The 26,096-nt window shown below is 36.0% G+C and carries 23 protein-coding genes; 15 read left to right on the top strand and 8 right to left on the bottom strand.

Features of this window, described 5'->3' with window-relative positions; genetic code table 11:
- Positions 1-9: 9 nt before the first annotated feature.
- A complete protein-coding gene (locus tag BUE10_RS18850; RefSeq protein ID WP_073487625.1) occupies positions 10-567 on the bottom strand; it encodes an RNA polymerase sigma-70 factor in 558 nt (185 codons plus the stop codon).
- Positions 568-1,006: 439 nt separating this feature from the next.
- Here BUE10_RS18850 and BUE10_RS18845 point away from each other — a divergent pair, with 439 nt between their 5' ends.
- On the top strand, positions 1,007-1,234 hold the full coding sequence (locus BUE10_RS18845; protein ID WP_073487624.1) for a hypothetical protein: 228 nt from the start codon (positions 1,007-1,009) through the stop codon (positions 1,232-1,234).
- Positions 1,235-1,316: 82 nt separating this feature from the next.
- Here BUE10_RS18845 and BUE10_RS18840 read toward each other — a convergent pair whose 3' ends face one another.
- A complete protein-coding gene (locus BUE10_RS18840) occupies positions 1,317-1,565 on the bottom strand; it encodes a hypothetical protein (protein ID WP_056198477.1) in 249 nt (82 codons plus the stop codon).
- A gap of 303 nt (positions 1,566-1,868) precedes the next feature.
- On the opposite strand from BUE10_RS18840, the gene BUE10_RS24045 reads away from it, so the two are divergent.
- The 8 genes from BUE10_RS24045 to BUE10_RS18805 all read left to right on the top strand — a co-directional run bounded on the left by BUE10_RS24045 (position 1,869) and on the right by BUE10_RS18805 (position 13,928).
- The gene (locus BUE10_RS24045) at positions 1,869-2,021 is read left to right on the top strand and encodes a hypothetical protein (protein ID WP_159439068.1); all 153 of its coding nucleotides are present in this window, start codon (positions 1,869-1,871) and stop codon (positions 2,019-2,021) included.
- 151 nt (positions 2,022-2,172) lie between these two features.
- Positions 2,173-2,550: a response regulator gene (locus BUE10_RS18835; RefSeq protein ID WP_073487622.1), complete on the top strand. Its 378-nt coding sequence runs from the start codon at positions 2,173-2,175 to the stop codon at positions 2,548-2,550.
- Positions 2,551-2,661: 111 nt separating this feature from the next.
- Positions 2,662-4,113, top strand: a complete 1,452-nt coding sequence (locus tag BUE10_RS18830) for an ATP-binding protein (protein ID WP_073487619.1) — start codon at positions 2,662-2,664, stop codon at positions 4,111-4,113.
- A complete protein-coding gene (locus BUE10_RS18825; RefSeq protein WP_073487617.1) occupies positions 4,110-4,541 on the top strand; it encodes a response regulator in 432 nt (143 codons plus the stop codon). The genes BUE10_RS18830 and BUE10_RS18825 overlap by 4 nt, the downstream gene beginning before the upstream one ends.
- Before the next feature lie 122 nt (positions 4,542-4,663).
- A complete protein-coding gene (locus BUE10_RS18820) occupies positions 4,664-11,041 on the top strand; it encodes a HAMP domain-containing protein (protein ID WP_083598169.1) in 6,378 nt (2,125 codons plus the stop codon).
- 10 nt (positions 11,042-11,051) lie between these two features.
- Entirely contained in the window at positions 11,052-12,296 is a 1,245-nt protein-coding gene (locus tag BUE10_RS18815; RefSeq protein WP_073487616.1) for a sensor histidine kinase, read from the top strand.
- A 503-nt stretch (positions 12,297-12,799) separates the two neighbouring features.
- Positions 12,800-13,363, top strand: coding sequence for a Crp/Fnr family transcriptional regulator (locus BUE10_RS18810; RefSeq protein ID WP_073487614.1), 564 nt, complete (start codon positions 12,800-12,802; stop codon positions 13,361-13,363).
- Between the two features lie 175 nt (positions 13,364-13,538).
- On the top strand, positions 13,539-13,928 hold the full coding sequence (locus BUE10_RS18805; protein WP_073487980.1) for a RidA family protein: 390 nt from the start codon (positions 13,539-13,541) through the stop codon (positions 13,926-13,928).
- 149 nt (positions 13,929-14,077) lie between these two features.
- Here the strand turns inward: BUE10_RS18805 and BUE10_RS18800 are convergent, their stop codons facing one another.
- Entirely contained in the window at positions 14,078-14,440 is a 363-nt protein-coding gene (locus BUE10_RS18800; RefSeq protein WP_073487612.1) for a winged helix-turn-helix transcriptional regulator, read from the bottom strand.
- An 80-nt stretch (positions 14,441-14,520) separates the two neighbouring features.
- Between BUE10_RS18800 and BUE10_RS18795 the strand changes: the two genes are divergently transcribed.
- Entirely contained in the window at positions 14,521-15,396 is an 876-nt protein-coding gene (locus BUE10_RS18795; RefSeq protein ID WP_073487610.1) for an NmrA family NAD(P)-binding protein, read from the top strand.
- Positions 15,397-15,462: 66 nt separating this feature from the next.
- On the opposite strand, the gene BUE10_RS18790 is transcribed toward BUE10_RS18795, so the two are convergent.
- From BUE10_RS18790 to BUE10_RS18770, 5 genes are all read right to left on the bottom strand, one after another.
- Positions 15,463-16,878, bottom strand: a complete 1,416-nt coding sequence (locus tag BUE10_RS18790; protein WP_073487608.1) for a TolC family protein — start codon at positions 16,876-16,878, stop codon at positions 15,463-15,465.
- Positions 16,859-18,217 carry an HlyD family secretion protein gene (locus BUE10_RS18785; protein ID WP_056198520.1) on the bottom strand — a complete coding sequence of 453 codons (1,359 nt, stop codon included), beginning with the start codon at positions 18,215-18,217 and terminating at the stop codon, positions 16,859-16,861. The genes BUE10_RS18790 and BUE10_RS18785 overlap by 20 nt, the downstream gene beginning before the upstream one ends.
- Before the next feature lie 2 nt (positions 18,218-18,219).
- Positions 18,220-19,875 carry a peptidase domain-containing ABC transporter gene (locus BUE10_RS18780; RefSeq protein WP_073487606.1) on the bottom strand — a complete coding sequence of 552 codons (1,656 nt, stop codon included), beginning with the start codon at positions 19,873-19,875 and terminating at the stop codon, positions 18,220-18,222.
- A gap of 98 nt (positions 19,876-19,973) precedes the next feature.
- A complete protein-coding gene (locus BUE10_RS18775; protein ID WP_234984771.1) occupies positions 19,974-20,309 on the bottom strand; it encodes a hypothetical protein in 336 nt (111 codons plus the stop codon).
- Positions 20,310-20,551: 242 nt separating this feature from the next.
- Entirely contained in the window at positions 20,552-20,953 is a 402-nt protein-coding gene (locus tag BUE10_RS18770; protein WP_073487603.1) for a DoxX family protein, read from the bottom strand.
- Between the two features lie 211 nt (positions 20,954-21,164).
- Between BUE10_RS18770 and BUE10_RS18765 the strand changes: the two genes are divergently transcribed.
- The 5 genes from BUE10_RS18765 to BUE10_RS18745 all read left to right on the top strand — a co-directional run bounded on the left by BUE10_RS18765 (position 21,165) and on the right by BUE10_RS18745 (position 26,092).
- Complete coding sequence (locus BUE10_RS18765) at positions 21,165-21,758, top strand: TetR/AcrR family transcriptional regulator (protein ID WP_073487978.1); 594 nt, start codon at positions 21,165-21,167, stop codon at positions 21,756-21,758.
- 10 nt (positions 21,759-21,768) lie between these two features.
- On the top strand, positions 21,769-21,981 hold the full coding sequence (locus tag BUE10_RS18760) for a hypothetical protein (RefSeq protein WP_073487601.1): 213 nt from the start codon (positions 21,769-21,771) through the stop codon (positions 21,979-21,981).
- Positions 21,982-21,985: 4 nt separating this feature from the next.
- Positions 21,986-23,227 carry an MFS transporter gene (locus BUE10_RS18755; RefSeq protein ID WP_073487600.1) on the top strand — a complete coding sequence of 414 codons (1,242 nt, stop codon included), beginning with the start codon at positions 21,986-21,988 and terminating at the stop codon, positions 23,225-23,227.
- A 546-nt stretch (positions 23,228-23,773) separates the two neighbouring features.
- Complete coding sequence (locus BUE10_RS18750; RefSeq protein WP_073487598.1) at positions 23,774-24,196, top strand: sugar dehydrogenase complex small subunit; 423 nt, start codon at positions 23,774-23,776, stop codon at positions 24,194-24,196.
- 15 nt (positions 24,197-24,211) lie between these two features.
- On the top strand, positions 24,212-26,092 hold the full coding sequence (locus BUE10_RS18745; RefSeq protein ID WP_073487596.1) for a GMC family oxidoreductase: 1,881 nt from the start codon (positions 24,212-24,214) through the stop codon (positions 26,090-26,092).
- The last annotated feature ends 4 nt before the right edge of the window (positions 26,093-26,096 follow it).

Raw genomic sequence — 26,096 nt, 5'->3', positions numbered from 1 at the left:
ATTTTAAAATCAATTAAACTCTCCTAAATAAGTCCGCATAAATTTTAAGGCGTATGTAATATGATATTTTACCGTATCGATCGAAACGTTAAGTTCGTCAGCGATTTCTTTATTAGAATAATGTTTGATCCTGCTGAGAATAAAAACTTCTTTTGATTTTTTTGGAAGTAACGAGGCTGCTTTGTCAACCGCTATTTGTAATTCATCATAAAAAATAGAATCTTCGGTTGCATTATGACTGTTATAAGAAACGGTATTTCGGTCTAAAACTTCCTGAATATATTGATCTGTTACGGTGTGGGATTTAATATAATCTAAGGTTGTGTAACGAACCGAAGTGTAGATATATGCTGCAAAACTTTTTTGGATTATGATGGTTTTTCGTCGTTCCCAGATGGTGGTAAAAACTTCCTGAACAATTTCTTCAGAAATGGGAACCGATTTCATCCTTATATAAACGAAGCGCACCAGTACATCACGGTATCTAAAATACAGTTCATCAAAAGCTTTATCTTTTCCTTGTTTTAATAATTCAACAAGTTCTTCATCAGAATAACCTTTATACATAATACTTCACTTTATTATTATTGGCCGGGAAAATAATGTTTGCAAGAACATTTATTTGGTGAAGTATGCTTACTTTGAAAAATGACATATACTACAATAGTTTGTTTTAATAATATGTCCCCAAAATTAAAAACGAGGGTAGGTCGGTTAGGTTACGTTTACATTAATAAAACAGCAGGATTATGAAACATTGTATTAACATTTCGTTTTGTTTGTTACCAATAGATTTAAAAAAGCCGGGAGAATAAAAATTATGGATAACTTAGCTAAAAGAATAAAATTATTTTTTATAACAAACTGAATATGTGAATTATATAACTTTTAAAATTTAAACTATAAAATTATTAGGATTAACAGTTATATATTTAGCATCCCGCAATATGTTCTCTAACAATAGCAAAATTTAAGCGGCAATTATTAACCTCTAAATACTGATATCATGAACTTTGAAGGAAACGAAAATGACGAAACCACATTTAGAAAACAAGAATCTTTTTGTCTGTATGATTCGATAACAATATGCGGCGATCAGGAAATAAGCCGATATTTTAGAGGTCAGAGTAATAAAGCTTCCTGGGACGATGAAGATGACAGTCTTGAAGATGAAGATGACAATTATTACGATGATGAAGAGGAAACCCTAGAGAGCTATGATCGACCGTTGTAAGTCTCTCTCTAATAATAAATAATCATTAAAAGCTATCTGAAATCAGATAGCTTTTTTTTGGTTTTGGTGTAAAATAATTAGTTTATTTAAAAACAGTAACTGCGTCGGCGAGGTTTTGGCTGGAAATAAAATCAGCGATAAAATCTTTTACTTCATTTCTGCTTTCTGCAGAAGTTGCAAAAGAATTAATATGATAATTTTCGTCCTGATCTAATATATGTATTATTTCAGTGTAGCCCTTGGAGATTAAACTGCCCTTTAACTTAATTACATTAAACTGCTCGCGTCCGTCTAATTCTTTGCGTACTTGTAGTTTTATAGCTCGTTCCATATATTAATATTTAAATTAATTCCTTAACTATTCCTTTATCAAATATAAACATTCGAATATTTAAGTATATAAAAATCAAGGCAGTAGTTATTAACTGTTTATCAGCATATTATCAACAATTAAGAATTATACTATTAAAAAACTGTGTCGTCGTTGATATGGCTTTTTAATTTAGTTTATATCATGTTAGAGTATTTTATCTGGCATGAGAATTATGCAGCAATATTTAAAAATTATGTAAGAAAATTTTAAGGTATAGTTATACTTTTCAGTCAACTAAATGTTTCACCAAAACATAAAACCATGAAAATACTTTTATCAATCTTCTTAATTGTTATCCTAATTTCAATTTTGAACTACAGCTGCGACTCGCTTTGCGAAGATGAAAATTCCACACATGATCAAAAAGAAGCTTCAATTCATAAAACAGATACATTAGAAGCGACTATCGATTAAAATATTTTTAAAGAATTTTAATAAATTTCTTTAAAAAAACACATTAAAAGAGATCAAAATTGGTAATATTATTTTTACTTTTTAGTAAGAAAAATATTGCTATGCAGTTCTTTTTCAATGAAATCTCATCTTTTAAACACCCCATATTTATATGATTTATAAAAACATATTGCAAATAGACGATGATATTGACGATTGCGATTTTTTTATGGGAGCCCTGCAAGCGGTATCCAGCGCAGATTATATTGCCATCCAAAACCCTGTAGAAGCACTCAATAAATTAATCCACAAAAAAATTAACCCCGATGTTATTTTTCTTGACCTCAATATGCCAATTATGTCCGGCTTAGAATTTTTAATAGAAATTAAAAAGCAAGAAGCTATTAAAAATATTCCTATCATTATTTTCTCTACTTCACAATTTGAAGAAATTAAGCTTAAGGCCAAAAAATACGGAGCAAATGAATATATCTCGAAGCCAGATGATTTCACTGAATTAAAAAAAATACTAAGTCATTATATCGTATAATGCGTACTGTACTTTTTAATACTGCCGCTCCGCTTCATTTCAGTTCTCTGTCGTTTTTTGCTTTTTTTATTGTTACAACCTGGTCTCTTTGAGATTCATAACAGAAAAACAATGAAATTATCAACTCAAATACTTCTCGCATTTACCCTTATCATTTTACTTTCTGTAGCAGATTCTTATACGAATTACAGACTGTCTAAAAAAGTACAGCTTAATTCTCAGTTTCTTTCAAAATCAGAAGCCGTAATCCGAAACTCTAATAAAACCCACAGGGCCATTCTTGAAATGCAGAGTGCCGTAAGAGGTTATTTTTTAACAAACGATACCGCCTTTTTAGAAGAATATCATAGAGGAATAAAAAAAGTACCCGAATATCTTAATGAACAGCGGTCCCTTGTTGGCATTAATAATACACAGCGGTCTATTATAGATTCTATAACCCAGCTGCATATTGAGTGGCTTGTATATACATCAGAATTAATTAAAAATAGGGATAATAATCCCGTAGTTTATCAAAACCTTTTAGACACCAGACTCAAAAAACATATAGGCAAAAATATTAATGATGCCATTACCAAAAAGTTTAAAAGATTCGACAAAATCGAATACAAAACCCGTAAATATCACAGCGATATGTTACTGCAGTCTTTAGCAAATACCAGGACATTTTCGCTTATATTTTTATCCTTAACCATATTTGTTGGTGTTGCAAGCACAGCTTATATCGTTATCCTGATTACGAACCGTATCAATTCAATGGTTCGCGTGGCCGATACAATTTCAAAAGGAAAATTTACCATAGTTGAGGATTATAGAAATGATGAATTAAGTGCGCTTTCTTCCTCTTTAAATATTATGTCGCGCCGACTGGAAAAAAACATTCAGGAACTGGAAAACAAAAATGCAGAGCTTAACAAATTTGCTTATGTAGTTTCTCATGATTTAAAAGCGCCTCTTCGCGGTATTTATAATGTAATCAGCTGGATTGAAGAAGATTTATCACAAGAGCTCTCTCCTGCCCTAAAAAACTATCTGAACATAATTCCGAAAAGAACACAGCGTATGGAAGCTTTAATCAACGGCCTTTTGGATTATGCCCGAATAAACCGAAAAACACCTTCGGAATTGGTTGATACCAATGCAATGGTCTATGAAATTGCACAGTCCATTGTTCCAAGAAAATTCAAATTAGAAATTATTAATCTTCCTGAAATCTTTACAGAGCGTTTAAAACTCGAGCAGGTTTTTTCTAATTTAATCAGTAATGCTGTAAAATACTCCAATCCCGAAAAGCCTCGCATCGAAATAAAATGCGAAAAAATAATGAACGTTTTTGAGTTTTCGATAAAAGATAACGGAATTGGGATTGATCCTGAATATCATCAAAAAATCTTTGAAATATTTCAAACCCTGAGAGAAAGAAACGAAATGGAAAGTACCGGAATTGGTCTCGCCATTGTCAAAAAAATAATTGACGAACAAGGTGAAACCATCAATGTACAATCAAAACTGGGCGAAGGGGCAGAATTTACTTTTACCTGGAGAAATACTAAAGCCGTATGAGAAAGCCAAATATTTTACTAATTGAAGATGATGAACTGGATACTATTTCGGTAGAACGTTCTTTAAAAAAATTAGAGATTCAATATATTCTTCATACTGCCTACAACGGACTTGAAGCACTAAAACTATTAAGAGATCCTGAAGATTTGCTTGTGCCAGATGTAATTCTTCTGGACATTAATATGCCAAAAATGAACGGAATTGAATTTCTTAGAATTATAAGAAGCGATGAGAATTTAAAAGACCTAAATGTTTTTATCATGACCACATCTTCTGAAAGCAATGACAGAGTTACTGCCGAAGAACTTGGTATTTCAGGATATATCATTAAACCACTGAATTACAACGATAATACCAAAAGACCCGATTCTATGGATGCCTTTGTACAATTTCATCTGAGGAAAATTTTATTGAATGAAAATACTTAAATTTAATAGAAATTTTAAAATGTCAATTGCAATTACAATATCAATTGCAAGAATTAGAAATCAAAAGTTAGAAATAATCTAAAATCTGAACTCTAAAATCTAAAATCTCCAAGCCGCCAATTATGAAAAAAGCAAAACACACCGATAAAGCGCCAGAAAATGAGGTCTTGATCGCACTGCCAATCATAACAGATGAAAAAAAACCATCTGGAACCAAAGTAAAAAAAATCGAACCAGAAGAATCTATTCTAAACGATGCCGAATTTTTGAAGATTTTGCTGAAAGTTAAAAACGGGAATTTTTCGCAGCGTTTCCCTACCGATCAAAACGGAATAAAAAGATCCATTTGCGATACTTTAAACGAAATCATTGACCTGAACGAAAGAATGGTTTTTGAATTCCAAAAAGTGGGTAAAAGCATTGGTAAACAAGGAAAACTAAACAATCGTGTAGTTCTGGACGGCGCAAGAGGTTCGTGGAGTTCCTGCGTTGATTCTGTAAACACCTTAATTTCAGATCTTGTTCACCCAACAATCGAAATTGCGCACGTAATTACATCGGTAGCAAAAGGAAACTTATCTCAGGAAATGCCTCTATCTATTGAAGGAAACCCGCTTCAGGGAGAATTCCTCAGAATTGCAAAAGAGGTAAACGGAATGGTAAAACAGCTGAACCTTTTCTCGATGGAGGTTACGCGTGTGGCACGTGAGGTTGGAACAGATGGAAAACTGGGAGGTCAGGCAAAAGTTCGTGGTGTGGGCGGGGTTTGGAAAGATTTGACCGATTCTGTAAATAAAATGGCGAGTAACCTTACTGGTCAGGTACGTAATATTGCCGATGTAACAACGGCGGTGGCAAAAGGAGATTTATCTAAAAAAATTACCGTTGACGTAAAAGGAGAAATCTTAGAATTAAAAAATACCATCAATACGATGGTGGATCAGCTGAACTCTTTTTCTTCAGAAGTAACCCGTGTGGCGCGTGAGGTTGGTACAGAAGGAAAACTGGGCGGACAAGCGCAGGTAAAAGGTGTTGGAGGAACCTGGAAAGATTTAACGGATTCGGTAAACCAAATGGCATCGAACTTAACCGGACAAGTACGTAACATTGCCGATGTAACAACCGCGGTAGCAAGAGGAGATTTATCTAAAAAAATTACCGTTGACGTAAAAGGAGAAATCCTGGAGTTGAAAGATACCATTAATACCATGGTGGATCAGCTGAACTCCTTCTCTTCTGAGGTAACCCGTGTGGCTCGAGAAGTAGGTTCTGAAGGAAAACTGGGAGGTCAGGCAAAAGTACGAGGTGTCGGCGGGGTTTGGAAAGATTTGACCGATTCCGTAAATCAAATGGCATCCAACTTAACTGGACAAGTACGTAATATTGCCGAGGTTACAACCGCTGTAGCAAAAGGCGATTTATCTAAAAAAATTACCGTAAACGTTGAGGGTGAAATCCTCGAATTAAAAAATACCATCAATACCATGGTGGATCAGCTGAACTCATTTGGTGCCGAGGTAACCCGTGTGGCGCGTGAGGTAGGTTCTGAAGGAAAACTGGGAGGTCAGGCAAAAGTAAAAGGTGTTGGTGGAACCTGGAAAGATTTAACCGATTCGGTAAACCAAATGGCATCGAACTTAACCGGACAGGTACGTAATATTGCTGAGGTTACAACCGCTGTAGCAAATGGAGATTTATCGAAAAAAATTACGGCTGTAGCCGAAGGAGAAATCCTAGAGTTAAAGAAAACCATCAATACGATGGTAGATCAGCTGAACTCCTTCTCTTCTGAGGTTACGCGTGTGGCACTTGAGGTGGGTACCGAAGGAAAACTGGGAGGTCAGGCAAAAGTAAAAGGTGTCGGTGGAACCTGGAAAGATTTAACCGATTCCGTTAATCAAATGGCGTCGAACTTAACCGGACAAGTACGTAACATTGCTGAGGTTACAACAGCCGTAGCAAAAGGCGATTTATCCCGCCAGATTACTGTTGATACCAAAGGAGAAATCTTAGAGTTGAAAAATACCATTAATACGATGGTGGGCCAGCTGAACTCTTTCGCTTCTGAGGTAACTCGTGTGGCTCGTGAGGTTGGTACCGAAGGAAAATTGGGAGGACAAGCGCAGGTAGAAGGTGTCGGTGGAACTTGGAAAGATTTAACAGATTCCGTAAACCAAATGGCATCCAACTTAACCGGACAGGTACGTAATATCGCCGAAGTAACCACAGCCGTAGCAAAAGGAGATTTATCGCTCCAGATTACGGTTGACGTAAAAGGAGAAATCTTAGAGTTAAAAAATACAATTAATACGATGGTGGATCAGCTTCGAGGCTTTGCTTCGGAGGTAACAAGGGTTTCGCGAGAAGTTGGTACCGAAGGAAAGCTGGGAGGACAAGCAAACGTTCCCGGAGTTGCCGGAACCTGGAAAGATTTAACAGACTCTGTTAATCAAATGGCCGGAAACCTTACCGCCCAAGTACGTAATATTGCCGATGTAGCGATTGCTGTGGCAAATGGAGATATGTCCCGAAAAATTACCGTTGACGTTCGCGGGGAAATTCTTCAATTAAAAGAAACCCTGAATACGATGGTGGATCAGCTTCGTGAGTTTGCCTCTGAGGTAACTCGTGTGGCGCGTGAGGTTGGTACCGAAGGAAAACTGGGAGGACAAGCGAATGTTCCCGGAGTTGCCGGAACTTGGAAGGATTTAACAGATTCCGTTAACCAAATGGCGGGTAACTTAACGACTCAAGTACGTAATATTGCTGAGGTTACGATTGCCGTGGCAAATGGAGATATGTCGAAAAAAATTACAGCCGACGTTCGTGGAGAAATCCTTCAATTAAAAGAAACCGTAAATACCATGGTGGATCAGCTTCGTGCTTTTGCATCAGAGGTAACCCGTGTGGCGCGTGAGGTTGGTACCGACGGAAAACTGGGCGGGCAGGCATTCGTTCCCGGAGTTGCTGGAACATGGAAAGATTTAACAGATTCCGTTAACCAGATGGCATCGAACTTAACGGGTCAGGTACGTAATATTGCCGATGTAACCAAAGCCGTGGCAAATGGTGACCTTTCCAAACAAATTACGGTTGACGTAAAAGGAGAAATCCTCGATTTGAAAAACACCTTCAATACGATGGTGGAACAGTTAAATTCATTCGCTTCTGAGGTTACACGTGTGGCGCGTGAAGTTGGAACCGAAGGAAAACTGGGCGGACAGTCTGAAGTAAAAGGTGTTGCCGGAACCTGGAAAGATTTAACAGACTCGGTTAATGTAATGGCATCCAACTTAACGGGTCAGGTTCGTGGAATTGCAAAAGTTGTAACATCTGTAGCAAAAGGAAACTTAAAGCAAAAATTATCTATTGATGCAAAAGGTGAAGTAGCACAGCTTACTGATACTATTAATGAGATGATTGATACACTCGCCACTTTCTCAGATCAGGTAACAACGGTTGCCCGTGAGGTAGGTGCCGAAGGAAAACTAGGAGGGCAGGCAAATGTTCCCGGAGCTTCTGGAACGTGGAAAAATTTAACCGAAAACGTAAACCAATTAGCAGCAAATCTTACGACTCAGGTACGTGCGATTTCTGAGGTTGCATCGGCGGTAACACAGGGAGATTTAACCCGAACAATTGGTGTTGAAGCAAAAGGTGAAGTTGAGGCTCTTAAGGATACTATCAACCAAATGATTTCAAACTTAAAAGCAACTACTTTACGTAACCAAGAACAAGACTGGCTGAAATCGAATTTAGCTAAGTTTACCCAAATGCTTCAAGGGCAAAAAGAGCTTAATTCTGTAACGATGAAAATCCTTTCAGAGCTTGCTGCCGTTGTTACTGCGCAGCACGGACTTTTCTATATTCTGGAAGAAGGCGAACAATTCATGGATTCTAAACTGAATTTAATTGCCTCTTACGCTTACATCAAACGAAAAAATTCACCTACCTCCTACGCTATGGGCGAAGGACTTATTGGTCAGGTTGCGATAGAAAAAGAACGAATCATATTGAGTAATGTTCCAAAAGATTATATCAGAATCAATTCTGGTTTAGGAGATGCCAAACCAAAAGACGTAATTATTCTTCCGGTTTTATTTGAAGGAAGACTTAAAGCAGTTATTGAATTGGCTTCGCTTGATACCTTTAGTCAGACACACTTAGATTTCCTTGAAGGATTAACAGAAAGTATTGGTATTGTATTAAATACTATCGAATCAAATTCAAGAACTGAAGAGTTATTGGTACAGTCACAATCGTTAGCAAGTGAGCTGAAAAGTCAACAGGAAGTACTGAAAAATACCAACGAAGAGCTGGAAGAAAAAGCCATTTTATTAGCCAATCAAAAAGAAGAAGTGGAACTCAAAAATCAGGAAGTTGAGGTTGCCCGTAAAGCTTTGGAAGAAAAAGCGGATCAGCTTACTTTGACATCCAAATACAAATCAGAATTCCTGGCGAATATGTCGCACGAGTTGCGTACACCTCTGAACAGTTTGCAGATTCTAGCCAACGAATTAATCGCGAACCGCGACGGAAACTTATCGGAAAAACAAATTCAGTTTGCTAAAACAATCAACTCTTGCGGAGATGACTTAATTCAGTTAATTAATGATATTCTGGATCTTTCTAAAATTGAATCCGGTTATATTTCTGTGGATTACAACCCAATTAGTTTTGCAGAAATCAGCCGATTTGTGGAATCTACCTTCAACCCTATTTCTCAGGCCAAACATCTCAATTTTGAAATTATAATGGATAATAATCTTCCTGAAGTTATGGAAACCGATTCGCAAAGATTGAATCAGATTCTGAAAAATCTGCTTTCGAATTCATTCAAATTTACTGAAAAAGGCGGTGTTCGATTAAACATTTATAAAGCAGATAATAACTGGAAAACTAAAAACGCCAGTTTAGAAAATGCCGAAGCCGTTGTTGCTTTTGAAATTTCTGACACCGGAATTGGAATCTCCAAAGAAAAACAAAACATCATTTTTGAAGCTTTCCAGCAAGCAGAAGGATCTACAAGCCGTAAATATGGAGGAACCGGTTTAGGATTATCCATCAGCCGTGGACTTTCTGATTTATTAGGCGGAAGCATCGAACTCGAAAGTGATACAAACATTGGAAGTAAATTTACCTTGTTCCTACCGCTTAAATTTGTTCATATTCCGGAACTGGAAGACATTAATGTAAATGAAGAAACCAACGTTATTCACGCCGGAAAAAGCCGTTTGAAATCACTTCCGTCTGCAAGTTTCAAAAAATCCGATATGGATTTGTATTTTGTAGATGAAGTTGGTGACGACCGAACTGATATTAAACCAAATGACAAAATTCTTCTAATTGCCGAAGACAATATCACCTTTGCTAAAATATTAGTCGAAAGAGCCCATCAGCATGGTATAAAAGCGATAGTAACGACTCGCGGAAATGATGTGGTTGATTATATCAATCAATTTCAGCCGCACGCTATTACAATGGATTTAAACATGCCGGACACCAGCGGCTGGAAAATTCTCGACCGTTTAAAAACAGATTTCACGCTTCGTCATATTCCAGTTTATATTATTTCCGGAGAAGATGAAAGAAACAAAGGTTTAAAACGCGGTGCAAGAAACTTTTTCCTTAAACCTGTCAAAAACGAATTATTGACTTCTCTTTTTAATGATATTCAGGACTTTAAAGACAAGAAAGAAAAAAATCTTCTTGTAGTTGATGATAATGAATTTGAACTGGAACGAATTGTCGAAGCCGTTGAAGGCGAAGATATTTCGGTATCAACCGCTTTAACAGCAAAAGATGCCGTAAAACTGATTCAGGAAAAATCATTTGACTGCATCATATTAGACTTAATGCTTCCGGATGCTGATGGTTTGGACTTAATCAGCGATCTGGAAAATAATATCAGCGGACAGGAAACGGCTATAATTGTACATTCTGCCGGCGATGTCAATAAAAAACAACGCAGCAAACTCAGCCGTTTCGCACACAGCATTATTACAAAAAGTGCCGTATCTATTGATGAATTAGTAGATCAAACTGCCCTATTCATGCATCGTGTGCATAAAGACCTGCCGGAAAGCATGAAAGACAGAATTGAAACGTATTATTTAAAAGAAGATGTTCTAATCAATAAAAAAGTGCTTTTGGTAGATGATGATGTTCGAAATTTATTTGCACTTACAACTGCTTTAGAGCGTTTTGGTTTAGACGTAATCAGCGCAGAAAGCGGTCACGAAGCCATTGATATTTTGAGTCAGAATTTAAAAATTGATATTGTTTTAATGGACATCATGATGCCGGAATTAGACGGTTATGAAACCATGAAAATCATTAGAAAAAACATTCGACATAAAGACTTAACTATTATTGCCGTAACAGCAAAAGCAATGAAAGGCGACAGACAGCGCTGTATCGAGTCGGGCGCATCAGATTATATTACAAAACCGGTTAATGTTGAACAATTATCCTCTTTAATGAGAGTGTGGTTAAAATAATTCCCCTATTATGAAAAACCAGAACCCCATAGAAGAACATCCGGTTAAAATATTAATTGTCGATGACAAGAAGGAAAACCTACTTTCTCTTCAGGTCATACTTGCAGATCAGGGATATGAATTTGTAGAAGCAACTTCCGGAAAAGATGCACTGCGAATTCTCCTTAAAAGCCAAGATTTTGCCATTATACTTATGGATGTGCAGATGCCGCTTATGGATGGGTTCGAAACTGCTGAACTCATTCGCCAGAGCGACAAACTCAAACACGTTCCTATAATTTTCTTAACTGCCAATATGAACACCACCGATTATATTTTTAAAGGATATCAGTCTGGAGCTGTTGATTATATGATTAAACCTTTGTCTGCAGAAATCCTTCAGGCAAAAGTGATGGTGTTTACAGAATTGTATAAGAAAAACAGGGAACTGCTTCTTAAAGAAAAAGAAGCCACTGCGCTTAATGCCAAAATTACAAAAGCAAATGAAGAATTGGCAGCACAATACATTGCCATAGAAAAATATGCAACTGAGTTAAAAAAGAAAAACACAGAACTTGATGCTTTTACGCATATCTCAAGTCATGATTTACAGGAACCGCTGCGTAAAATTCAAACCTTTACTAACATTATTCTGGCAAAAGAATATCCAAATTTAAGTCCCGACGGACAGGCAAAATTCGAGCGTATTTTATATTCGACCAACCGAATGCGGGAATTAATCAATGATCTTTTGACTTTTTCACGAACGAATATTACAGATCGTATTTATGAAAATACGGATCTTAATATCATTATTGAAGATGTAAAAGAAGCACTTCGGGAAAATATTAAGGAAAAAAATGCCTCGATTATTACGGATCTTCATGGCAAAATAAATATTATTCCGTTTTTATTTATTCAGCTTATCGAAAATTTGGTAAATAATGCTTTGAAATTTTCTCAAAAGGAAATTCCGCTTCAAATCGAAATCAAAAGCCGAATTGTCAGTGGTGAAGAATTACAAAATGATAAATTATCAGCATCAGAAAACTATTGTCATATCAGTTTTAAAGACAACGGAATTGGTTTTGAACCGGAACACAGCGAAAAAATATTCGGTGTTTTTCAACGCTTGCACAGCAGGGATATTTACGATGGAACCGGAATTGGTCTTGCCATTGTAAAAAAGATTGTTGAAAATCATAATGGGATTATTAATGCTACGGCAAAACCAATGGAGGGCGCGACGTTTAATATTTATATTCCACAAAAATGAATTAAAACCGAATCTACAATATGAACTGGATTAAAATCCAGCCCTACAATATAAATCGAGCCTTCGGCTCTTTATTTTGATGCCGAAAAATTATAGATCGCATTAACACCCAGAATGTAAAATCCCGAAGGGATGATTCATATTGTAGGGTCGGATTTCAATCCGGTTTAACGATATGTTTGTTTCAATCTGGTTTAATATCATTGTAACGCCGGATTTCAATCCGGTTTAATTTCGTTATACACCTAAAATATCATAACCGAAACTGGATTAAAATCCAGCCCTACAATATAAATCGAGCCTTCGGCTCTTTATTTTGATGCCGAAAAATTATAGATCGCATTAACACCCAGAATGTAAAATTCCGAAGGGATGATTCATATTGTAGGGCCGGATTTCAATCCGGTTTAACGACGTGTGCGATTTCAATCCGGTTTTAATTTCAATCCAATTAAAATCACCCTTTTTGATCATCAAAAAATTTAAATATCTTTGACCATAACATGCAGGAAAAACTTCGGGAACATATCGAAAAAATAATAAAGCTGACAGATGAAGAATTTTCATTTATCAGTCAGCATTTTATCACCAAAAAATTCAAAAAACATCAATTTTTAATTCAGGAAGGAGATGATGTAAAATATGCTTATTTTATAATTTCCGGACTTTTAAAATTGGTTTACACCGATGAATCCCTAAAACAGCATATTGCTTCCTTTGCTATGGAAGACTGGTGGGAAAGTGATTATTATGCTTTTTTCACCCAAACAAAAGCTACAATGTCTTTAGAATGTCTTGAAGATACAGAAGTGCTTTGTTTTACTTTGGAGGATTATAAAGACTTATGCGATAATTCCCCAAAAATGCTGCGCTTTTTACTGGAAAAAGCCAACTTTGGTTTTCTTGCCTCACAGCGTCGTATTCTTTACTGGATGACTTCTAATCCAAAAGAACGTTACGAGCAGCTTTTAAAACAATACCCTTCTCTTTTTCAGCGCGTTCCTAAAAGTCTTATTGCTTCTTATTTAGGCGTTTCGCGCGAAACCTTAAGCCGATTATCTTCGTAAATGTGACATTTCGCACATTATAATCGTGACAAATGTCAAGACCTGTTTCCACAAGTTATTTTCAATTTTGCAGTATAAATTTTAAACTGTAATCGTGAAAACAACAACAAAACTTTTAGGATTATTATTAATCGCAACAATGCCGCTATTGGCACAAACTAAAAAAGGAAATCAAATGGAAAAAAGAGTTGTCAATCCGTGGAAATGGCAAAACGAGCGTAGTTATAATCAGGCAGTTGAAGTAAAAAATCCGCAGGGAACATTGTATGTTTCCGGACAGACTGCTATAAATGCCGAAGGAATTTCAAGCAATGAAAACATGGAATCGCAGTTAAAATTAGCGATCCAAAATCTGGAACAAGTAATCACCGAAGCAGGTTACGAATGCAGCGGCATCGTGAGATTAACGATTTATACAACTGCAACTTCCGAGCTTTGGCCTCACTTCAATATCCTGCAGGAATGGATTACCAAACACAACATTCAGCAAGCCACAACTTTAATGGAAGTAAAAAGTCTTTTTGAAACCGTTAAGGTAGAATTGGAAGCGACAGTTGTTAAATAGGTTCAAAGGTACAAAGTCACAAAGGTTCAAAGGTGGTTCTGAGATACTAAGATGCTGAGATTCTAAGATTTTTTCTAAAACCTTTGTCACTTTGCACCTTTGTACCTTTGTACCTTTGTACCTTTGCAACTAAAAAACCTTTGAACCTTCTAAAGAAACTCTCCATCCTTAACTTTAAAAGCCCACTCCGCCATTGCTTCAATAACGGGCAGTAAACCTTGTCCTGCATTGCTTAATCTATAAGTTACAAAAGGTGGTACAACTGGTTTTGCTTCCCGAATCACAAGACCATCTGCCTCTAATTGTTTTAGATGCTGAATGAGCATTTTTTCTGTCACGGCAGGAATTTCTCTTTTTAATTCGCTGTAACGTTTCATTCCGCTTGATAAATGCCAAAGAATAATAGGTTTCCAGTAACCGCCTATTTTTTCCATTACAAACGTAACCGGGCATTTTTCCAGTGCATATTGCTTATTCTCCTGAATTGTCGATGATTCTTTAATTGCTGTCATGATACATACTATAGGGTAAGTACTTGTATAAAAGTAAGTACAAAGATACCTTTGTAACTGTAATAAAAAAAATTATATATATGAAAATTATAGTAACAGGTTCTTTAGGGAACATAGGAAAACCATTAACTACAAAACTTGTCGCTGCAGGTCACGACGTAACCGTAATAAGCAGTAATGCTGACAGAAAAACAGCAATCGAAAATCTGGGCGCAAAAGCAGCAGTAGGTTCTGTAAGCGATGCAGCATTTTTATTGGAAACATTAAAAGGTGCGGATGCCATTTTTGCCATGACACCTCCAAATTTAGGCGGAGCAAATGTAATTGCAAATACTGAAAACGCTGGTAAATCTTTTGCAAAAGCAATCGAAGAAGCTCAAGTAAAAAGAGTCGTAATGTTAAGCAGTATTGGCGCTCATTTACCAAACGGAACTGGTCCAATTGCCGGACTTCATAAAATTGAAGAAATATATAAGGAATTGAATACTTCTGTAACTTTCTTAAGAGCAGGTTTCTTCTTCACTAATTTTTATAATGATGTTCCGATGATTCAGGGAGCTGGAATTATTGGTTCAAATTATCCAGCTGATATAACAATTCCGTTTGTGCATCCGGTAGATATTGCTCAGGCTGTCGCCGAAGAATTACAGCAGACTCCGGCAGGAAAAAATATCCGATATATTATCAGCGATGTTCGTACTCCGGGTGAAGCTGCAAAAGTTTTGGGTGCAGCAATTGCAAAACCAGAATTACCGTGGGTTGAATTTACAGATGAACAAGCTCTTGGAGGAATGGCACAAGCAGGAATTCCGGAAGAAATTGCTAATCTTTATGCCGAAATGGGAACTGGTTTAAGAAGCGGAAAAATCATTGAACATTTCTTATCAAGCAATGCTTCTGTTGACGGAAAAATAAAACTGGAAGATTTTGCGAAAGAATTTGCAACAAAATTCTAATTACTTATTAAAGCAAAAAAAGCAGCAAATTATCTTTGCTGCTTTTTTTATTTTAGGAAATTCAAATTAATCGGGATTAGCCAATATTTTATACAACTCAGCATTTGAAATGTAAAACTGATTTTCAATACTAATTTGAGACAGTTTTGCGCTTACCAAATTATTCTCTCTCGAATTAAGTAAAAAGATCGAGCTTTCGCCGAAGGAAAACAACTTCTCTTCAGAATTCAGCATCGTTACATAATCTTTTACCAAATTGTCAATTACATTTTTCTGCCTTTTTAAAGAAGCAATTTCCGTTTGCTGGGCTTTTATTTTGTTTTTCAATTCCAGTCTCTGTTGTTCAATATCAAATTTTAAATCCTGAATTTTAAGTTTTGCCATTTTCAGGCTTCCTCGCTCCTTTCTCAAAAATATCGGAATGCTGAAATCTATATTAAACTTATAATCATCAGCATTAAAAGAATCAAAATAAGAAGGCTCAGAAATATAATTATAACCCACATTTAATTTTGGAAGCAGCGAATTGGCTTTCAATTGTCTGTTCACTTCCAGCATCGACATTTTAGTTTCTAAAGCCTGAATTTTGGGATGCGTATCTAACGTTTCCACATTGACCATCATCGCATCTGTTTTTAGGGTTTCTTCTAAAGTCAGAATTAGATTTTCTTCCGGTTTCACCATATCTCCCAATTCAACAGGAACATTTTCAAGCCATAAATAATTAGACAAATACAATTTTGCTTTTGCTAATTTTAGATTTGCATTTTCAACATTTAATTCCCGGTTTCGAACCGTAATTCCGGCTTCAACGCTGTCAATTGCAGGAGAATCTCCAAGTTCGATTAGTTTTTTTACTCCCGCAAAACGTGTACTTGCAAAACCAAGATATCGTTTATAAAGTTCGGCCTCGTTGTAACTTTTTCTCCATTCAAAATAAGCTTCGCTTGCTTTATACAAAACCTCAATTGCTCTCAGTTTTCGCTGTGCATCGCTTAGTTTTAACTGCAGTTTTCCTTCTCGGACATCTGCCATTCTTTGGTTGATAAACATTCCCTGCCCAAGCGCCACGCTGACTCCTAAAGAAGTTAATCCGTTATCCGGCGTACGATTCTGCGGATTATAATATTGTCCGTCTGTATCGTCAAATCCAGCTTTAATTTCGATTCCGTACCAAGTCGGGATTTTAAAACTGCTGTTTAAAAGCGAATAATATTCTGTTCCTTTAAACTCTTTTTTATTGTAATCGACTTCAATTTTCGGATCAAAACCACCGCGCGCCAGCATTAACGCTGCCTGCGCATTGCTAATTTCAAGATTAGCTTGTTTTACCAGCGGATGGTATTTTTTTACATATCCTAAATATTCGCTGTAACTCAATTCTTCTTTATTAAAATCCTGACTATAAGCAGAAAAACTGAATAAAAACAAAAGAGAAAACAGTCGAACTATAGTTTTAAATTTATTTTTTGTCTTTCCCATTTTTTGCCTCCTTTTCATCTGACTTATAATAATTTGGCGGAAATCCATTTAAGTTTCGCCATATTTCATACCAAACCGAAACCGTTTCTAATAAAGCAATACTCTGCGCTCCTGCTCCAATGCTTAATTCTTTCGGCCATTTTTCATCTTTGTTTCCATCTGGTGAAATCAAAACCCTATATTTTCCATTGGCACTAATAAAATTTTCAATTGCCACTACCTTACCGCCAAAAGTTCCGTATGACAATCCCGGCCATCCAGAAAATACAATTCTTGGCCATCCGTCAAACCAAACACGCACTTTTGCACCGCGATGTACCAACGGAAGATCGATTGGATCTACATACGTTTCAACCGCAATATCATAACTTGCCGGCATAATGCTGATAATTGGCGTTCCTTCTTTAATTGTCTCGCCAAGTCCGGCCAGTAAAGCACGGTTTACATATCCGCTTTGCGGAGCTGTTATGTAATACAAACCATTTCTAATACTGTAATTTACGTATTGATTTTCCAGTTTATTTACCTGAGCTTTTGTATCATATTGCGTGCTTAAAGCGGTGAATTTATCACTTCTTGATTTTGATATTTTTTCAGAATATTCAGCCGTGATGCGGTTTATTTCTACTCTTGCATTTATCAATTCGTTTTTACTGCTCAAAAGTTTATTTTGCTGTGTAATAATATACGCTTCAGATTCTTGCAGTTTTAATCGTTTTTGTTCTACATCTGTAAGCGGTTTTAAACCTTCTTTATTCAATGCAGTCGAACGGTCAAATTGTGTTTTTGCGATTCTTAACTGCGTTTTTACCGCTTCAAGATCCATGCTGTCACTTTTAATTTTCAGCTGGGCTTGTTTGATTTTATTTTGAGCCTGCTGCAGTTTCAATTCTCTTTCCGTATTAAGCGACTGTGCCTGAACGTTAAGCGAACTTACTTTATCAGCATACGATTCTACAGCCATTTTTTTGGCATCAACCTGATCTTTTGTGTTTCCAACTAAATTCGGATCTAAATAATCTTCTTTGGTTTCAGAAATAAACAAAATCGTATCTCCTTTTTTTACATAATCCCCTTCCTGTACATACCATTTTTCGATTCTTCCGGCAATGGCATTATGAACAGTCTGTGGTCTTTGATCTGGTTTTAAAGTTGTTACAGAACCGCTTCCGGAAATATTTTGTGTCCACGGAAGAAAAAGACAGGCAATGCAGAAAATTAAAAATCCAACAATTACTCGGTTTAAAATTTTATAGTGCGGTCTGCGGGCAACGGCGGTAATCGATTTGTATTTACCCGGCGTTATAAGTACGTTATTATCTTTTGATATATTAAGCATGATTAAAGCTTTATGTCGTTAATAATTTTTCCATCATCAATCGTAATCATACGGCTGCATTTGTTCTTCCAGACATCATTTTTAGAAGTAACAATTACCGTCCAGTCATTTTCTTCGGCAAGTAAAAAATCAACAATTTTACCCGACGTCAGTTCGTCCATTTTATCAACCGGATCTTCAAGGAATAATATATTAGGTTTGGTCACAATACTTCTGGCCAAAAGAATTTTTTGAACATCTGAAGCCGAAAGTTCACGTCCGCCCGGATGAATCTGATGTTCCAGTCCGTTCGGGAAAGTTTTAATATAAGGCGTTAAACACACATTATCTAAAGCCCATTTTAAATCGTCATTATTTATGGTTTCATTTCCAAAAAGAATGTTTTCCTTAATTGTTCCTTCAAAAAGCGTATCGCCCTGCAAAAGTGTACCGGATTGTGCTCTGTAAGTGTCTTCGTCTAAACGGTTCATGAAATTATCGGTCACATACATCGCGCCGCCTTCTGGTTCCAGCAATCCGGCAAGTAAGCGTAATAAAGTACTTTTTCCCGCACCGTTGGTTCCTCTTAAAATGATCTTTTCGCCCTGATTTATTTTCAGGTTAATATTTTTAAGCGACTTTTTATTATGTTCCGGATAATTGTATGCAATACTTTCGGTCTCGATTGTAATTCCTGTTTCGGTTACAGCAGATGTTTTTGGAATACATGAAATTTCCATATCGGTAACCTGACCAATTTTTTCTAAAGATGTCAATACATCATAAAAAGATTCCAGTCCGAAGATTATTTTTTCTACGGAATTGATCAGCAATACAATCACAATTTCAGCTGCCACAAACTGCCCAATGTTCATTTGATGGTGAATTACCAGAAAACCACCAATCGACAAAAGGGCAGCTGTAACAATTACTTTAAAAATTGTAAGCTGAATGTATTGTTTTTTCATTACCTGAAAGTGTTTTTCACGGTAATTGACATAATGACTCACATAACCGTCATTTCTGTCTAAAGCATAATCGAAACCGCCTTTTCTACGGAAACTCTCGCGATTACGTGCAATTTCCTGAAGCCAGGCCGCGACTTTATATTTAAACTTTGATTCGTTAAGACTTGTTTCTAAACCATCTTTATAAGAAAATTTAAAAATGACATACAGAATAACGATAAATAAAAGTCCGATTACGGTAAAAAAGGAATGATACAAAACCAGTAAAATAATCCCCAAACCAACCTGCAAAAAAGCTGTACAAAAGTCCAGTAAAAGTTTTGCTGTTCCTTTTTGAACCATAAGGGTATCAAAAAATCGGTTGGCTTTTTCCGGAGCATATTCAGAATACATTTCTTTAAACTTAATTAAAGGCAGTCTGTATGCAAACTCAAAAGACGAACGCACAAAGATTCGCTGCTGCAGATTTTCTACAATTCGCAGCTGCAGAATGGTTAAGATTCCACCAAAGCCAACTCCAATTGTAACCAAAAAAACCAGCACAATCCACGAAACACTAAGCTGTCCGCTTTGAATAAAATTAATAATCGCCTGAATTCCTAAAGGCAGGGAAAGGTTTACCAAACCCGCAAAAGCGGCATAAAATATAATTTGGTATACGTCACGTTTGTCTAACGCGAGTAAGTTATAAAAACGTTTTAAAGGTGTCATGGATTTATATATAAATACAAGATTAATAGATGTTAATTTACGAAAAATATCGCATTAAGGATTACAAAAATTACCATAATCCAATCAAAACTAAATACTTATATTACAAATCGTGGAGGAGGCAAATGGATCTTACCGTGAAATCCAAAGGAGAAAATTGGATTGTCTATATAGTTTTTTCCTTTAAGGTTATTTTGAAAATAAAATCCCGGTACAGATGCGTCTAAAGGAACCAGATATTCTAATAACACAATTCCTTTTGCGAGTTTTGTGGTCTTAGTATCTTTTGTTTCATAGTCGTCCAGTTCTTCGGGAATTCCGTCGCATTTGAAGATTTTCTTCAAAAGAGTACACGCTATTCCTTTAACAGAATGAGTTTCAGTATTTTCTTTTATAATTCGGCTGAAAGTTGCTGAGACATTAATACTGCTCATTAAAAAATAGCCGATTAGTAACACCTGAAGGCATTTACATAAAAGGCTATTTTTAATTTTATTAAGCATCGTAAAAAATAAATTTCAGGGTGCAAGTTAAAACTAAATTTTCGTCGCTACATTAGAATAACATTAGAATTCAAATTATTATCAGCCTTTGATTTTACTGACTTTCTTACTAATAAAATCATAAAAAAAGCGGCTCAAACGGCCGCTTTATATTTTTATATTTTAATGAGTTTTTAGTCCCACTTATTGCTTTTTGAAGCTGCAAATTTTCCTCCTCCGGTAAAAAACAATGCAATTGCCGTAAAGAAATATAACCCCAGAAGGTCTAATTCCCAGCCTCCGTGATCACTAATTTTTAAAATATCCTGACTGTGTGCCATTAAAACCGCAACTAAACAATTGAAAGCTAAAATCAAAGCCGCAATTCTGGTTCTAAAACCAATTATAATTAAGATTGGTGCCAAAATTTCTCCTATGATAACGCCATAAGCAAAGAAACCCGGAAGTCCTTTTTCAACAAGCATTCCGCTGATGAAATCTAAACCGCCTTTAAATTTTGAAATACCATGCAAAAGCATTAAAAATCCAATTGTAATACGAAGTATTAACAAACCAAAATCGTTGTTTTTTCTCATTTTTAAATAATTAAGTTAATAAAACAATTCAGTATTTCATACAAAACAGTTGTTCTGTATGATAGCTGCTAAGAGTAAAAATAGTAAAATTATATTGAGAAGCAGCTTTTGCTGTTTTTTAAAATTTTTTGAAAAATATTTTTCATAAATGAATAAACGTTCACTTATTATTATATCTTTGCAGAGTCAATTCAATAAAATCCTTTTCATTTTGAGAACAAGAGATATTAATAAAGAAGAATTAGTTAAAGAGAAAACTATAGAAATGATTGTAAAGTATGGCATAGAAGGCTTTACAATGAACAAACTTGCCAAAGAGTGCGGGATTTCTGTAGCGACGCTTTATATTTATTATGCCGACAAGGAAGATCTGATTAAAAAAATTGGAACTGAAATGGGCACTTACTTCTTTAAAAGTTCGCTTAAAGATTTCTCACCAGATATGCCTTTTGTAGAAGGTCTCGCCAAGCAATGGGAAAACAGATCAGAGTTTATGCTGAAAAACACTGATAAAATTGCCTGTTGGGAAATTCTCCAAAATTCAAATTATGGCGAACATATCGTTAACGAAAGTTTGATTGAACTCAAAGAAATCATGACGAAATTTTTGCATCGGGCAATTGAAAGAAAAGAAATAGTACCAGTATCAAAGGAGGTATTCTGGAGTATTGCTTATGGCCCGTTGTACAATTTACTTCGTTTTCATGAAAAAGGTAAAGGACTTGGAGGTACCACTCCATTTCAATTAACAAATGAAATACAACAAGAAGCTTTTAGACTCGTGATAAAGGCATTAACACCTTAAATTTTATGTTATGAATGTATTGATATTCGCTACTAATATAAAAACAGAGACAAGTAAAAACAAAATCGCAACGTTTTTAAACGCAAACAAATCTATACTTCAATGGTCTATTGATCAGGAAGATGTTGATTGTGTATTGAGAATTATAAGCGAAAAACTAAACGCAGCCCAAATTATTGATTTATTGAATTTTCACAATTTTGACTGCAAAGAACTACAATAATTATATGAACGAAAAACAAACTATCGCACCCAGTTTTAATGGCTATCAAAAACTGGTTATATTTCTTTTAGCCATGACACAATTTACAGTTGTGCTTGATTTTATGGTAATGTCGCCGCTTGGAGATATTATGATTAAAACTTTAAAAATAACGGCTTCTCAATTTGGTATTGCCGTTTCTGCTTATGCTTTTAGTGCCGGGATTTCCGGATTATTGACAGCTGGTTTTGCAGATAAATTTGACCGAAAAAAATTGTTACTTTTCTTTTACATCGGATTTACAATCGGGACTTTATTCTGTGCCCTGGCACCCAACTTTTTTCTGTTAGTTGCAGCGCGTGTTTTCACCGGATTATTTGGCGGTGTAATTGGTTCAATCTCTCTTGCTATTGTTGCCGATTTATTCAGCTTGCAGCAAAGAGGAAAAGTAATGGGATTTATTCAAATGGGATTTGGCGTTAGTCAGGTTCTTGGAATCCCAATAGGTTTATACATTGCAAATGCATGGGGATGGCACGTTCCGTTTTTATGGATCGCAGCAATGGCGGCTATTATTACCATTATTTTATATGCAAAATTAAAACCTGTTACAGAGCATTTACAGTTGAAACAAGAAAAAACAGCCTTGATGCATTTGTATCATACTATTTCTAAAAAGAATTATCAGGTTGGTTTTTTAGCTACTGCCTTGCTTTCTATTGGAGGCTTTATGATGATGCCTTTTGGTAGTGCGTTTGCTATCAACAACCTTAAAGTAACTAATGAGCAGTTACCTTTATTATTCATGATTACCGGAATTGCTACTTTAATTACAATGCCGTTTATTGGTAAACTGAGTGACAGGGTAAATAAATTTAAAATCTTTGCATTTGCAACTGTATCTGCGGTGATTTTAATCAACATTTATGCTCAATTTGGCCCAACTCCATTTTACATTGTATTGCTTATCAACGTATTTATGATGGCAACAATCATGAGCAGAATGGTTCCGTCAACGACTTTAACCTCTGCCATTCCAGATCCGCAGGATCGTGGTGCGTTTATGAGTATTAACTCTTCTTTACAGCAAATGGCCGGAGGTTTTGGCGCTGTAATTGCCGGATTAATCATTTACCAAAAAGACAGTTATGCACCGTTAGAACATTATGATATTCTGGCAATGACTGCTTCGGGAATTATGTTGCTTACTATCTTTTTAGTATTTAGAGTCAGTAAAATTGTTGATACCAAAACGAATAAACTTTAATCTGGATTTTATTCTCAGAATAAATAAATTCTCAAATAAAGACTCCCAAAGCAATTTGGGAGTTTTTTTATGCTTATAATTCAGTAGAATAAAAACTCTTTTTACATCCGATACTAATTAAAACAGTATAGAAAACTCAATTTCAATATGTTATAATCTTTAAGCTAATGTTAATTTTTCAAACTTTTAACATCTAATCTAACATTATAAAAGTTTTAATACCAAAAATTATCGCTTTTATGACATAAAATCTTACTCCTGTGTCAATTTATCAATAGCCGTTTTATATCTCCAGTAATTTTAGTAGAAAAAACAAGGCTCAATATCAAAACTACTACTACTGTGTCGAAGCAAAGTAACGCTACTAATACTTTCGCTTCAAAACTTGCGGGAACAGCCAATTGTAAAAGCTTGCTTTTACGTCTGGAGGAATCATCGCATCTATACTCAAGGTACAACGTTAGCATATTGGACTTAAACATGTTACATCAAAAACTAATTAACAAAAACAATGTTTAACCCTTTAATTCCCAAAAAACTAACACCATGGAACCTAATTCCCAAACAAAACTCTTTTTAGAGGTTTCGGCACTTTTAACCGGTTTCAGTAAAACTGAACTCAAAGCTACCGGAATGCTGGAAACCTATTACAACACGATCCAGAAAAACACAGACAAACAAGACATCGATTATTTCTTTCTTGATGTTCATGTGCTTTTAAATGACAAGTCCAAAAAAAACATTGAAGCCACTTTAGCCTCACAATTCATGGCTGCTTCTGCTTATAACGGATTGGCAAAAAACATCATTATCCTTTGGTATACCGGAAACTGGGGAAGCGAAGTAATATCATCAGCTTCTTACATTCAGGGGCTTATGTGGAATGCCGCGCATACACATCCGCCGGGAGCAAAACAACCGGGTTACGGCTCATGGGCAGAACGTCCGCTTACAGTAAAAAATTCATAACAAAAAGGTAATCAAATGGAAAATAATTATGATGTAGTAATTGTTGGTTCTGGTATTGCCGGATCAATAATAGCAAAGGTTCTTACTAATGCTGGTAAGAAAGTTTTAATGCTCGAAGCAGGTCTTTCTGCAGGTTTAGCAATGGATCAGGATGCTAATTATAAAAACTATCAGGATTATCTTAATACGTTTTATAATGCTTCTGCAAAAGTTCCGAATGCACCTTACCCGAATATCAAAGATGCGCCTTCAATTAATGTTCTTGATATTCAGAAAATCCCAAAAAACGGACCTTCAACAAAAGGTTATTTGGTACAAATGGGACCGCTTCCTTTTGCAAGTGATAATACGAGAGCACCTGGAGGAACAACTTTACACTGGCTTGGAACCACACTTAGAATGCTGCCAAACGATTTTGTAATGAAATCTAAATACGGCGTTGGTGTAGACTGGCCAATTAAGTATGAAGATATGTCCCGATATTATCAAATGGCCGAAAACGAAATTGGTGTTTCAGGAAATGTAGAAGATCAGCATTATCCTATCGAACAAAAAAACATTTTTGGTAAAGATTACGTGTTTCCAATGAAAGGTATTCCAACAAGTTACCTTGACGGCGTAATGAAAAAGGTAATTGATAAGAACAATAACATTAAACTTAACGGTAAAGACTATAAATTAACTTGTATCAGTACTCCGCAAGGACGAAATTCAATCCCAAATCTTGATTACAATATTGGCGGCGTTGAATGGAATCCAGGTTCAAAAAAATTAGATATTATCAAAAATCAACCCGGAGAATATGATCCGGTTGGTTCAAACTGGGATCAATATACAGGGCAGCGCTGCGAAGGAAATGCGAGCTGTGTACCTATTTGTCCGGTTCAGGCAAAATACAATGCCTTAAAAACATTCAGAAAATGCGACATGGGAAATCTTGTCGTAAAAACACAATCCGTTGCTTCTCGATTGTTAATCAACGAAACTTCAAACTGGATTAACGGCGTTGAATACAAAACGTACGTTAAAGGAAGTTCTTCTTCATACGAGACCCATACTGCAAAAGGAACATTGTATGTAATGGCCTGCAGCGCTATTGAAAATGCTAAATTATTATTAGCATCAGGAGCAGCAAACAGCAGTGACCAAGTTGGACGTAATTTAATGGATCACATGACGGTTTTAAGATGGGGATTAGCAAAAGATCCTATTTATCCGTATCGCGGTCCGGGTTCTACTTCTAACATTCCAACTTTTAGAGATGGAGAATTTCGTAAAAATCATGCCGCCTGGATTTTACCACTGGACAACTGGGGCTGGGCATGGCCAACTGGTTCACCTGCAACAGATGTTATTAATGCAGTAAATGAAGGTATTATTGGAAAAGAACTTCGCGCTAAAATCGAAAATCTGGTTACGAGACAATTCTTTACTCATTTCGAATGCGAGCAAGCTCCGGATCCTGAAAACCGTGTAAGAATTGATCCGCAATACAAAGATAATATTGGCAATTACAGACCTATAATTTATTATAAAGCGACAGAATATATGCTGAAAGCTTTTGAAGCATCAGGAATTGTTTCTGAGCAATTGTTCAGCCAATGCGGTATCGAAGATTTTACATCTTACAATCCGGCTTCAGATGCTGATTATGTGACTTACAAAGGCAAGGGTTACACTTTTGCTGGTGCAGGACACATTGTAGGAACACACAGAATGGGATTCTCAAAAGAAGATTCTGTAGTCGATGCCAATATGCGTACGTGGGATCACGAAAACTTGTACTTGGTTGGCTGTGGAAATATGCCGACTCTAGGAACTTCAAACCCAACTCTAACTATGTCTGCCCTAACTTTTAAAGCGGCAGAAGCTATCCTTCAACAACTTGAACAATAACTAT

This window comes from Flavobacterium sp. CF108 (genome assembly GCF_900129795.1).
GTDB lineage: Bacteria > Bacteroidota > Bacteroidia > Flavobacteriales > Flavobacteriaceae > Flavobacterium.
This window is presented reverse-complemented; position numbering and strand designations above follow the sequence as displayed.

Coding starts and splice junctions, on each gene's coding strand:
- BUE10_RS18850 (WP_073487625.1), bottom strand. CDS start 567: ATGTATAAAGGTTATTCTGATGAAGAACTTGTTGAATTATTAAAACAA.
- BUE10_RS18845 (WP_073487624.1), top strand. CDS start 1,007: ATGAACTTTGAAGGAAACGAAAATGACGAAACCACATTTAGAAAACAA.
- BUE10_RS18840 (WP_056198477.1), bottom strand. CDS start 1,565: ATGGAACGAGCTATAAAACTACAAGTACGCAAAGAATTAGACGGACGC.
- BUE10_RS24045 (WP_159439068.1), top strand. CDS start 1,869: ATGAAAATACTTTTATCAATCTTCTTAATTGTTATCCTAATTTCAATT.
- BUE10_RS18835 (WP_073487622.1), top strand. CDS start 2,173: ATGATTTATAAAAACATATTGCAAATAGACGATGATATTGACGATTGC.
- BUE10_RS18830 (WP_073487619.1), top strand. CDS start 2,662: ATGAAATTATCAACTCAAATACTTCTCGCATTTACCCTTATCATTTTA.
- BUE10_RS18825 (WP_073487617.1), top strand. CDS start 4,110: ATGAGAAAGCCAAATATTTTACTAATTGAAGATGATGAACTGGATACT.
- BUE10_RS18820 (WP_083598169.1), top strand. CDS start 4,664: ATGAAAAAAGCAAAACACACCGATAAAGCGCCAGAAAATGAGGTCTTG.
- BUE10_RS18815 (WP_073487616.1), top strand. CDS start 11,052: ATGAAAAACCAGAACCCCATAGAAGAACATCCGGTTAAAATATTAATT.
- BUE10_RS18810 (WP_073487614.1), top strand. CDS start 12,800: ATGCAGGAAAAACTTCGGGAACATATCGAAAAAATAATAAAGCTGACA.
- BUE10_RS18805 (WP_073487980.1), top strand. CDS start 13,539: ATGGAAAAAAGAGTTGTCAATCCGTGGAAATGGCAAAACGAGCGTAGT.
- BUE10_RS18800 (WP_073487612.1), bottom strand. CDS start 14,440: ATGACAGCAATTAAAGAATCATCGACAATTCAGGAGAATAAGCAATAT.
- BUE10_RS18795 (WP_073487610.1), top strand. CDS start 14,521: ATGAAAATTATAGTAACAGGTTCTTTAGGGAACATAGGAAAACCATTA.
- BUE10_RS18790 (WP_073487608.1), bottom strand. CDS start 16,878: ATGGGAAAGACAAAAAATAAATTTAAAACTATAGTTCGACTGTTTTCT.
- BUE10_RS18785 (WP_056198520.1), bottom strand. CDS start 18,217: ATGCTTAATATATCAAAAGATAATAACGTACTTATAACGCCGGGTAAA.
- BUE10_RS18780 (WP_073487606.1), bottom strand. CDS start 19,875: ATGACACCTTTAAAACGTTTTTATAACTTACTCGCGTTAGACAAACGT.
- BUE10_RS18775 (WP_234984771.1), bottom strand. CDS start 20,309: ATGAGCAGTATTAATGTCTCAGCAACTTTCAGCCGAATTATAAAAGAA.
- BUE10_RS18770 (WP_073487603.1), bottom strand. CDS start 20,953: ATGAGAAAAAACAACGATTTTGGTTTGTTAATACTTCGTATTACAATT.
- BUE10_RS18760 (WP_073487601.1), top strand. CDS start 21,769: ATGAATGTATTGATATTCGCTACTAATATAAAAACAGAGACAAGTAAA.
- BUE10_RS18755 (WP_073487600.1), top strand. CDS start 21,986: ATGAACGAAAAACAAACTATCGCACCCAGTTTTAATGGCTATCAAAAA.
- BUE10_RS18750 (WP_073487598.1), top strand. CDS start 23,774: ATGGAACCTAATTCCCAAACAAAACTCTTTTTAGAGGTTTCGGCACTT.
- BUE10_RS18745 (WP_073487596.1), top strand. CDS start 24,212: ATGGAAAATAATTATGATGTAGTAATTGTTGGTTCTGGTATTGCCGGA.